Source organism: Maribacter antarcticus DSM 21422 (assembly GCF_000621125.1).
Classification (GTDB): domain Bacteria; phylum Bacteroidota; class Bacteroidia; order Flavobacteriales; family Flavobacteriaceae; genus Maribacter; species Maribacter antarcticus.
Genome location: NZ_JHZC01000029.1, coordinates 1 through 9,546 on the forward strand (window position 1 = coordinate 1; position 9,546 = coordinate 9,546).

The 9,546-nt window shown below is 31.1% G+C and carries 13 protein-coding genes; all 13 read right to left on the minus strand.

Features of this window, described 5'->3' with window-relative positions; all coding sequences use genetic code 11:
• Nucleotides 1-157, minus strand: a 157-nt coding sequence (locus tag Q360_RS26770; protein ID WP_245603281.1) for a DUF6090 family protein, incomplete at its 3' end; no start/stop codon positions are given.
• 91 nt (nucleotides 158-248) lie between these two features.
• Nucleotides 249-452 carry a hypothetical protein gene (locus tag Q360_RS0116445; RefSeq protein ID WP_027078046.1) on the minus strand — a complete coding sequence of 68 codons (204 nt, stop codon included), beginning with the start codon at nucleotides 450-452 and terminating at the stop codon, nucleotides 249-251.
• 511 nt (nucleotides 453-963) lie between these two features.
• Nucleotides 964-1,779, minus strand: coding sequence for a PhzF family phenazine biosynthesis protein (locus Q360_RS0116450; protein ID WP_245603280.1), 816 nt, complete (start codon nucleotides 1,777-1,779; stop codon nucleotides 964-966).
• Between the two features lie 166 nt (nucleotides 1,780-1,945).
• Nucleotides 1,946-2,851 (minus strand): NmrA family NAD(P)-binding protein, encoded by a 906-nt coding sequence (locus Q360_RS0116455; protein WP_027078048.1) that lies wholly within the window; start codon nucleotides 2,849-2,851, stop codon nucleotides 1,946-1,948.
• The gene (locus Q360_RS0116460; RefSeq protein ID WP_027078049.1) at nucleotides 2,838-3,242 is read right to left on the minus strand and encodes a hypothetical protein; all 405 of its coding nucleotides are present in this window, start codon (nucleotides 3,240-3,242) and stop codon (nucleotides 2,838-2,840) included. The genes Q360_RS0116455 and Q360_RS0116460 overlap by 14 nt, the downstream gene beginning before the upstream one ends.
• Before the next feature lie 2 nt (nucleotides 3,243-3,244).
• Nucleotides 3,245-4,174 carry a DUF6268 family outer membrane beta-barrel protein gene (locus tag Q360_RS0116465; protein WP_027078050.1) on the minus strand — a complete coding sequence of 310 codons (930 nt, stop codon included), beginning with the start codon at nucleotides 4,172-4,174 and terminating at the stop codon, nucleotides 3,245-3,247.
• A gap of 29 nt (nucleotides 4,175-4,203) precedes the next feature.
• Nucleotides 4,204-4,638, minus strand: a complete 435-nt coding sequence (locus Q360_RS0116470) for a DUF2141 domain-containing protein (protein ID WP_027078051.1) — start codon at nucleotides 4,636-4,638, stop codon at nucleotides 4,204-4,206.
• A 78-nt stretch (nucleotides 4,639-4,716) separates the two neighbouring features.
• Entirely contained in the window at nucleotides 4,717-5,280 is a 564-nt protein-coding gene (locus tag Q360_RS0116475; RefSeq protein WP_027078052.1) for a Crp/Fnr family transcriptional regulator, read from the minus strand.
• Nucleotides 5,281-5,432: 152 nt separating this feature from the next.
• On the minus strand, nucleotides 5,433-6,164 hold the full coding sequence (locus Q360_RS0116480; RefSeq protein ID WP_027078053.1) for an NAD-dependent epimerase/dehydratase family protein: 732 nt from the start codon (nucleotides 6,162-6,164) through the stop codon (nucleotides 5,433-5,435).
• Between the two features lie 50 nt (nucleotides 6,165-6,214).
• The gene (locus tag Q360_RS0116485) at nucleotides 6,215-6,517 is read right to left on the minus strand and encodes an ArsR/SmtB family transcription factor (RefSeq protein WP_027078054.1); all 303 of its coding nucleotides are present in this window, start codon (nucleotides 6,515-6,517) and stop codon (nucleotides 6,215-6,217) included.
• A 200-nt stretch (nucleotides 6,518-6,717) separates the two neighbouring features.
• Nucleotides 6,718-7,638 (minus strand): alpha/beta hydrolase, encoded by a 921-nt coding sequence (locus Q360_RS0116490; protein ID WP_051554782.1) that lies wholly within the window; start codon nucleotides 7,636-7,638, stop codon nucleotides 6,718-6,720.
• An 878-nt stretch (nucleotides 7,639-8,516) separates the two neighbouring features.
• Entirely contained in the window at nucleotides 8,517-8,852 is a 336-nt protein-coding gene (locus Q360_RS0116495; protein ID WP_027078056.1) for a hypothetical protein, read from the minus strand.
• Nucleotides 8,853-9,035: 183 nt separating this feature from the next.
• Nucleotides 9,036-9,546, minus strand: a 511-nt coding sequence (locus Q360_RS0116500) for a hypothetical protein (RefSeq protein WP_027077978.1), incomplete at its 5' end; no start/stop codon positions are given.

Sequence of the window (9,546 nt, forward strand, 5' to 3'; positions counted from 1 at the left end):
TTTCTTTTTTAGATTCTTCATTCCAATTATTTACCTGTAAGGCAATCAAAATTCCAATAACCACCAGTATTATTTCACCAATCGCATAAATCAGATATTTACTAAATTTGTTTTCAGTCAATGACTTTTGGCGATTTTTTCTAAAGAATTTTATCATTTGTTAATGGTTTGCGGTAATGAAGCACAACGCCAAAGCTATTAGTAGTGCGGGAGCAGAGCAGTACTCATCTTCCTTACTTTACACGTAGCTAAAGCAGTTTTTTGTGTTTATTTTTTGCTTTAAATGCCAAATCAAACTGTTTTGGCGGACCTCCTAAAAATACGCAAACCTTTTGATATTGACCAAGCCCCGCATTATGTATAGGTCTTGTTAGCGGTTTTATATAACCCGAACCAAACGCTAAAAGACAAACCATTACTATATTACCCTTAGATTTTGCCGCTTTTAACATGCAGCGATACACCTAGCAGACATAAAAAAATTAAGAGGTATAGCAGGTTTATAAATACGGGCAAGCCACAAGTCCGTCTGGATAGTGATTGCGCAACAGTTGCATTTTGGTGGCAAAAGGGAAAATCCCGAAAGCTGCTCTATTTTTAAACGCTAAGCCACACTTAAAAGATAAACCAATGAAACTGGTACCGTAGATTTTTTGTTGCTCTGATAAACGTTCTACTTGCGAAATGAGCAGGTCTTTTATAGGGTAAGCAGCAAAAAAGGGAAAGCCCCGAAGATTATCTTATTTCTTACCACATATTACCGCTAACGTTTAGTTTAAGAAACGTAGGGCAGTTAAAAGGCACTATCATTTTAGTTTTTCACTTAACTAAATATAAATATTTTGCTTTTATTTTTGTGTTATAAATGTCAAATTTTATATTTAGCGGACTTTGTAAATAAACAGAGAACTTTGGAATTAGCACAAAAGCCTATGTTTTTTATACATTGTTAGCACCAGTTTTTTATATTTTCAGTTCTCCTTTTAAAATTATTTGAGCTTCACTTTTTATTGTCAATTTATTATCACTGATTAATTCAACTTCCATAAAACCACTTCTTTCAGAACATTGAAATGAATTCATTTTCTTTTTATTCAGTCTTATAGCCCAATATTTTGCGAGAAAGGTATGAGTTGCTCCTGTTACAGGGTCTTCGTTTGTTCCACTCCAAGGCCAAAAATATCGTGATTCAAAGTCAAAGTCATTTTTATCTGATATTGAGGTAACTAATACTCCATTTATAGAATTATGAGAAGCTTTTAATTTCTCAAAATTAGGAGATAGATTATTTAACAATTGACAGTTTTCTATTTCAATTAGTAAAATGTTTGTTTCTTTATTAAACTCGCTGTTCGATATTTTTTTTATTCCAAGTGCTTCTATTAATTCGTTAGGAGTATTTTGTGGAATTGTTTCATAAACAGGGAGTTCCATTTCAATTTGTTCTTGATGTTTTTTTATCATTAAATCTAAATTCTGAATATTCTTAAAGTGAATGTCAGTCATTGTAGGGTTAATTTCAAAAAGGACTTTTGAAGAAGCAAGTGTTGCGTGTCCACAAAGTGGGATTTCCATTATTGGAGAAAAGTACCTTATTAAGTATTTGTTAGGTTTATCAATTAGAATTATAAATGCAGTTTCAGAAAGACCTAATTCTTTTGCTATAGATTGCATTTGCTCATCTGTCATTTTTTGATTCAAAACACATACTCCTGCAGGATTTCCTTTAAAAGGTTTGTTGGTAAAAGAATCAACTATATACGTTTCTATTTTTATCATTTTTCGTAATTGGTGCTAACGTTTAGTATATGAAAAGTAGGGCAGTAGACTCTCACTATTATTTCAGATTTGGCGGTCTTTGTAAATAAGAAAAGGCGTTTGAGATTAGCTCCCAAACGGCCTATGTTTTATATACATTGTTGGCAGTAGTTTTAAATATTATATTTTAAAATTCCCAAATCGACTTTCTTTTGAAAAGTTCTTTTGACTCCTGTAAATAGGCATTCATTAATCTTGGTTTTTTGTCTAAGATTTTTTCTGTTGAATCTTCGGCTGGTTCTGGTATTTTTATAGCAAGTTCGTCCAATTCTACAATATGGTTTGCTAACCATTTAGGTAATTTAGCCCTATTTTTGAGTGTTTTAAATAATTCATCAGAAGAAATATTTAGGTATTCAATATTTGTATTTGTTACTCTTGTAAGTCGTTCCGCCATATCGTAATTTGTAATAGCTTCAGGTCCAGAAATAGAAATGTAATTAAGTTCTAAAGGTGTGTTTTGTAACAATAGTTTTACTGCAATCTCAGCTACATCTCTAGCATCTACATAGTTTCTAGGTGCATTTTCTATTGCACCATAAATTTTTCCAAATCTCCTAATTGTAAAAGTATTTCTTTCCCAATTTTGCATAAATGCCTGAGGTCTAAGACAACAAAATTCAATTCCTGAATTTTCTAATTTGCCTTCTATTTTTCTATGCCAATTTGAAACTTCTACTAAACTTACAGGTTCTATATCTGGTGCAGATAGTTTTACAATTCTTTTTACTCCATATTTTTTAGCAGCATTAATCACATTAGTTTCATATTCTTCTTGTTTTGGGTGAGTTGCTGTTAACAAAAATATTGTGTCTGCAAATTTACAGGCATCTTCCACTTCTTTAATAATTGCTAGATCTGCACTTACATAACTCAAGTTAGAAGTGTTTTTTATTGAAATCGGATATGTCCTTTGAGGATTACGAAGTACGCCTCGTACAATACAGTTTTCTTTTATTAAAAGTTGTAAGACAGGTAAGCCTACTGTTCCTGTACAACCAAATACGACTATTGTTTTTTTATAATTTTTCATGGTTTTTCTTTAGGGGTTTTGTCATTCCTATAATTCCTGCTCCAAGTCCTGCTGATGGAAGGATATCTAAAAGGTAAGACCAAAGATTGAAAATTTGAATTGTCAACAGAGAAAGGACTCCTATTACAACAACCAAAAGCAATGAGATTACAATCCTATGAAGCATAAATAGTTGTTTTTCTTTAAGGTATTTAAGTAGGAAAAAGCAAATAACTGTAGCAATCAAAGAAGGTAAAGCGATGGTTGAATAACTCGCCTTAAGTAATTCGGGTTTATTTAAAAAATAAGCAGGACCTCCAGACATAATTAATGGAAAGAAATAAGCAGGGAATGCCGATTTTAATAATGCTTCTTTGCTGAACATCTGTGTTATATTTTTATTGTTTGACATCGTTATAATGGATTTAGACTATTTTGTAAACTTCTGATAGGGTTGAATTTTATACCCAAGCCAATAAAAGGGTGTTCAAAAGAAGTGTTAAATTCATAAATACTTTCATTATTTGTGTTTCTTAGTTCATAATTATCCCAAACGCTTTGAGTAGCTTTAAGCATTATGCCTATTGAAGACGTAATCCAATAGTTATATTCTACACCTGACGAAATTGAAGTAAAAACGGCACGATCTACATTATTTACAGTTCCAAAACTGTTTGTACCATTTAAGTTTGCAGAAAAATCATTTATCTCTCCTAGTACTTTCAAGGAATGCTTTTTGTTGATGTCCCATTTTACATACGTATTTGGGATGCCTAAAACGGCTGACCAGTTTTTATTAAACCTAGCTTTGGCTTGTATTACAGGATTTACAGTTGTTGTTCCATTAAGTGTTAAGTAACCTGCACCAACATCAAGTTGTATATATCCTCCATTTTTACGGTAAAAAGTGCGTTCTAAGTAAGCTAGTCCGTTAAAATTATAATCATCACTAGTTAAATTTTCTTCTAAGTTAGATGCTATATATGGTGCTGCCAGAATATTTAATGACCATTTATCTGAAAACTTGTAATTAGCAAATAAGCTTAAGTTAACATTGTAAAATTTATCCAGGGCGGTAACATCTCTAAATTGATTACTATCCTTATAATCAAACTGGTGTATATCCAATCCAATAGTTGTAAAAAGAGATAGTTTTTTTAATCGTATTGGCGGAATGCTTAGTTTTCCACTTATTCTATTATAAGTAAAATCTTCAGTAGCTATATTAGGTGTGTACTGAATGTAAAAAACATCCCTGTCAAGTACATTTACTTCACCTGTTACTTGCGCATTTACTTGTTGATATAGTAGTCCTATAAAAATATATGTGATATACTTTTTCATTATATATGTTTTTTAAAAAGAAAGGAAGATTATTTTAAAGTTATTGATAGCTGAAGTTCTGGCTTGTTAAAAATGAACTTCGCATCTTTATAACTAGGAATGGAGTTGCTAGTAGGATTGTTAGATGCGCCTACTTTTTCTTTAGGAATACCAAAAAAGTTGGTATCTAATATTTTATTGTAATTAATATCGTAAAAACAAGAAATAGCATATTCCCCATAAGGGAAATCTTTAATTGAAAAAGATTCTTTGCTTGAAGTTATTTTAAAACGATACGTTTTAAAAGCTGTATTTCCATTATTTGGAAATCCTTTGAAGCTACTAAATACACTTAATTCTATATAACCTCTTCCTTTGTCAATTCCAGAAAATTCAATAGAAACGGTTCCTGTGTTTTCTTGATTTTTTTCTGTTATAGGCCCACTTGTAAATAATAGGCTTATAAGTAATACTAAAAATATCATAATTTATTATTTTATAATTATGATACAAAGATGAGCAAGATTCAGTTTTGGAAAATTGCCAAATGGCAAGAAATGGAATTAGCGAATATTTTTTCTGATACGGCTGAGCGAAGTAGGGGTTATTCCTAAGTAAGAAGCCAATTGTTTCAATGGCACTCTATTTATAATATCTGATTTTTTAAGTAAATGTAAATAGCGAGTTTCGGCATCCATAATTTGAAATGAGATTAAAGTTTCAACTAAGTTTAAGCATAGTTCTTCCATCATTTTTCTTCCAAATTCTTGCCATTCAGGATGCTGTTTATAGAATTGATGCATTTTTTCAGCTTCAATACTCAATATAGTAGATTTACCTATAGACAGTACCTTTGATTTAGTGGGCTGTCCAGATTTTATTGATTCTAGGTCACTAAAAAAATTATTTTCAAATAATAACCAAGCAGTTACTTCTTTATCTGGTGTATCAATAACGATTCGGATACCACCAGAAACTATAAAATAGTAGTTCGTCACATACTGTCCGTTCCTGATAATAGTTTGGTCATTATCATATTCTTTTATATTGAAACATGATAATATAGTATCTAAAACACTTTTTTTAATTGTTATTTTTGAATTGATATATTCTTTTAGTGTGTTCATTTTTTTATTACTGCCAACGTTTATGTATAAGGTTAGTTGCGTTTTTTAAGCAACCAATTTACTAAATAAAACACGAACAAAGAAAGACCGTTTGGACTTTCGTAAGTAAGCTAAAACCCTAAATTAATTTTATACGGTGTTGTAGCCAGTTTTTATTCCTTTTTCAGTTTAAACAACTCAAACGCATCCGCTTTTGGTCGATACCCAACTCTTTCTATTGACTCCGTTATATCTAATCGTTTATATCGATTATCTGAAATGGCGTTTAGAACTTCATACTTTATATCTTCTGTTTCTATGCAACCAATTAATAATTGGTTTAAATCATCTGGATGTAAAAATGCACTTAAATCCCGTGCGTTCATTTCGATAAAGTCTTTTGGAAATTCGTATGCTCCAATTCTCAAACAAATTGCTGAAATTTCATTGTTATGTGCATAATAACTTGCTAAAGCTTCTCCGAAACATTTTGAAACTCCATAAATATTTTTCGGTCTAACAAGCATATTTTTATTTACTTGGATGTCTTTTGGGTAACTTTCTATGGTTTGCGCACTACTCGCAAAAATCAGTCTTTTGCATTTTAATTTCACAGCGGATTTAAAAATATTCTGCGTTATTTTTATATTCGTCTCCAAAATTTTATCTGATTCCGAAATCGGGTCGACTATTCCTGCCAAATGGATTACTGTGTCGATTCCTTCGCACAATTTCGAGCAAATTGAATAGTCCATCAAATCTGCTTTTTCGATTCGCACATTTTTTGTGAAAATCTCTTTATTTGTTAAAATGTCTGCAACGGTTATTTCATATTTCTTGTTGTAGTTTTGGACAAAATGTTTTGCTATTTTTCCAAATCCTCCAGTAATTAGTATTTTTCGCATTTTTTTATTTCGTTATATCTAAATATATAGATTCATTAAATTAATTTTTTTTATCTTAAAAAGTCAGAATATTCTTTTACAAGTGTTTCATTTCGCTTTAAGTATGAATACTTTCCGTGTCTTGTCATAATTAGTAATCCGCACTTTTCCATATTTATCAAATAAGTTGAAATGGTTGATTGTGAAAGACCTGATTTATCTTTGATGTCTGTTACACAAACTCCATCATCAAAATTCCTTAATGATTCGTGAGTGTGGAAATTTTTCTTAGGGTCTTTTAACCATTCCATAATTTGAACTCTAGTTTGGTTTGATAAGCATTTACCTATTTCTGTGGCTAATTTCAAAATCATTTGGTGAATATATCTATATTTCTCGATATGTAGAAATGTATTCGAGATTTTTCTTAAATTGGGTACAACGTGTTTGTGTATGGTTAGTGGCGTGTTCAAGCACCTGATTTAGTAAATAAAAACCAAATAGAAAATCTGCTAGGGATTTCGTAAGTAGGCGAGAATTAGCCATTAATTATACACGGTGTTAGCTACAGTTTTTAATTTTTAAACGCCCATATTAATCCTTTAGTAATGAAAGTTGGATAGACGGTTTGATGATCTTCATCAGGAAAAATAACACTTTTAACATTAAGGCTCTTGTAATTTCTTGAATTCAATCTTTTTTCTAGGTTATTCATATCCGATACCATTTGAAATCCATTAGGTTCGTTTTCTAAAGCTCCAATTCCCATATATAAATTAGCTTTTAAATCGGTGTTGTCTTTAGAGTATGTATGTTCAATTTCAAATATTGAGTTATTGTGATACCAAAGTGACGGACTACCAGACATATAGTAATTGAATGTCTCCGGATGGCTTACTACCATGTAATTAGCTAATAGTCCTCCAAAGGAATGTCCTGCAAAAGCTTTTTTGTTTAAATCTATTTTGTATTTATTATCTAAATACGGAATAAGTTCATTTTTCATGAACATAATGAAATTATCTGCTTGTCCAGAGTTTAATCTAGCCTCTTCAGAATATCCATTTGGTTCATTTGGTGAATAAGTGGGGGTATAATCACGAGTTCTTGATATTCCAAAATGTTCTCCCTTTGAATACGATATTCCAACTATGATTATTTCATTTATTTTTTTTGAAAACTTTAATCTTCTATAAATACTAGATACAAGAGGGAAAGCATATCCAGCATCTGTGAGTACTAAAATTGGATATTCTTCCTTGGATTTATTATAACCGCTAGGTAGCTTTATATAGATGTCATATTCTTTCGTTGTATAATTTGATTTTAATGAAAATATTTCAGAGTTTGGAATTGTAAATTTTCTTTTTTCTATTCTCGAAACAGTATCTTTTTTTGTTTCATTTGTTATAAGTGTATCTTCAAGTATTTTGTTCCTGGGAAGGTTTGATTCAATCTCGGTATTTTTATTTTCTTTTGTTACGCAAGAGGACAAGCCAAATAGAATGGTTAGTATATAGTACTTTAAGTTTGTTCATTAAATATTGAGTTTTAAATTGTAGCTAACGCCAAAGCTATAGGTAGAGCAGGAGCAGAGCAGTACTCATCTTCCTTATTTTACACGTAGCTAAAGCAGTTTTTTGTATTTATTTTTTTGTTTCAAATACCAAATCAAACTGTTTTGGCGGACCTCCTAAAAATACGCAAACCTTTTGATATTGACCAAGCCCCGCATTACGTATAGGTCTTGTTAGCGGTTTTATGTAACCCGAACCAAACGCTAAAAGACAAACCATTCCTGTATTTCCTGTAGATTTTGCCGCTTATAACATGCTGCGATACACCTAAGCAGACATAAAAAAAATTAAGAGGTATAGCAGGTTTATAAATACCGGCAAGCCACAAGTCCGTCTGGATAGTGATTGCGCAACGCTTGCGTTTTGGCGGCAAAAGGGAAGACACCGAAAGCTGCTCTATTTTTAAAGCCTAGGCCACACTTAAAAGAGAAACTAATGAAACTGGTGCCGTATATTTTTTGTTGCTCTGATAAACGTTCTGCTTGAGAACTGAGTAGGTCTTTTATAGGGTAAGCAGCAAAAAAGGGAAAGCCCCGAAGCTTATCTTACTTCTTACCACATATTACCGCTAACGTGTTTATATAACATTAGTTGCGTGTTTTAAGCACTATAGCTAGTAAATAAAAACTGGATAGAAAATCCGCGAGGATTTTCGTAAATAAGCTAAAACCAGCAATTAATTTTATACGGTGTTGCCAATAGTGTTTTTTTTCTTTCCTAACTTATTCCGCTTTCTTTAATTCTGTAATTTATGTTTTTTTCAATTCCGTAATCTTTAACAAATTTCTCTCTATTTTTATATCTCCTCCAAAATTGATTTTCCACTGGATTTGTCACCTGAAGTCCATTTCCAATCTTCATATAGTCTTATTTTTCCGCTTGCAGTTATTTCGGGTTTTGAAAAGCAAATCCCAGTCATTAATTCGTTTTTATTGTTAACTTGATGGTAACGCATTTCAATATTTCCATCTTTGTCAACTAATCCAATTAAGTGTCCATTTATAATTTTTCCGCCATAATATTCAGACGTAATGATATTTCCAATCTGTTTATATTCAAAAATTGTTTCCGCTGTTGTTTCTCCGTTTTTGGAATTTAAAACTGGTTTAAATTTTTTGTTATTATAGTTCATTTATTTTTTTAGAATTTCGATTCCGCAAACTTAATTTTTGCATTATTGGCAACGGTTTTGTATAAGATTAGTTGCCTGTTTTAGGCAACTAATCTTATACAAAACACAAACCAAGAAAGTCCGTTTAGACTTTCGTAAGTAAGCGATTTGCCAGCAATTAATTTTATACCTTGTTGTAAGTAGTTATTTCTTACCATACTTATCCTTTAATTCTTCTGCTCTTTTTCTTCCTGCCTTATAGTTTGGGTCAATTTCGATTGCTTTATTTAAATATTTAATTGCTTGTTCTCTGTTCTTTTTACTTTTGTTGGCTCTAGCCCAAGCCCAGTAAGAAAAACTCATAATTCTAAAATCAGCATAATTATTATTTTTCTCTTGTTTTTTAATTATTGATTCAAAATCTATTTTAGCGAATTTTCTTTTTTTCCACATAAAAAAAGGAAGATTTTCAGCAACACTACCTCTCATAAATTCTGGTCTTGGTGATATAGAAGAATATTTATTTATAGTATTTTCAAAAATTTCAAAAGCCTTACCTAATAAACTAAGTTTTGTGTTTTCTCCAGCAACTAATGAAAGAGATGAAGCTCGATATGATTCTATATAAATCATTAATTCTGGCGTGGTTTCTTCGTTTTTAGAGAGTTTAGTTAAAATGTCATAACTTTTTTGTGCGTATCCTGCGTACTTTTTT

Coding starts and splice junctions, on each gene's coding strand:
- Q360_RS0116455 (WP_027078048.1), bottom strand. CDS start 2,851: ATGAAAAATTATAAAAAAACAATAGTCGTATTTGGTTGTACAGGAACA.
- Q360_RS0116460 (WP_027078049.1), bottom strand. CDS start 3,242: ATGTCAAACAATAAAAATATAACACAGATGTTCAGCAAAGAAGCATTA.
- Q360_RS0116485 (WP_027078054.1), bottom strand. CDS start 6,517: ATGATTTTGAAATTAGCCACAGAAATAGGTAAATGCTTATCAAACCAA.
- Q360_RS0116495 (WP_027078056.1), bottom strand. CDS start 8,852: ATGAACTATAATAACAAAAAATTTAAACCAGTTTTAAATTCCAAAAAC.
- Q360_RS0116470 (WP_027078051.1), bottom strand. CDS start 4,638: ATGATATTTTTAGTATTACTTATAAGCCTATTATTTACAAGTGGGCCT.
- Q360_RS0116445 (WP_027078046.1), bottom strand. CDS start 452: ATGTTAAAAGCGGCAAAATCTAAGGGTAATATAGTAATGGTTTGTCTT.
- Q360_RS0116450 (WP_245603280.1), bottom strand. CDS start 1,779: ATGATAAAAATAGAAACGTATATAGTTGATTCTTTTACCAACAAACCT.
- Q360_RS0116475 (WP_027078052.1), bottom strand. CDS start 5,280: ATGAACACACTAAAAGAATATATCAATTCAAAAATAACAATTAAAAAA.
- Q360_RS0116465 (WP_027078050.1), bottom strand. CDS start 4,174: ATGAAAAAGTATATCACATATATTTTTATAGGACTACTATATCAACAA.
- Q360_RS0116480 (WP_027078053.1), bottom strand. CDS start 6,164: ATGCGAAAAATACTAATTACTGGAGGATTTGGAAAAATAGCAAAACAT.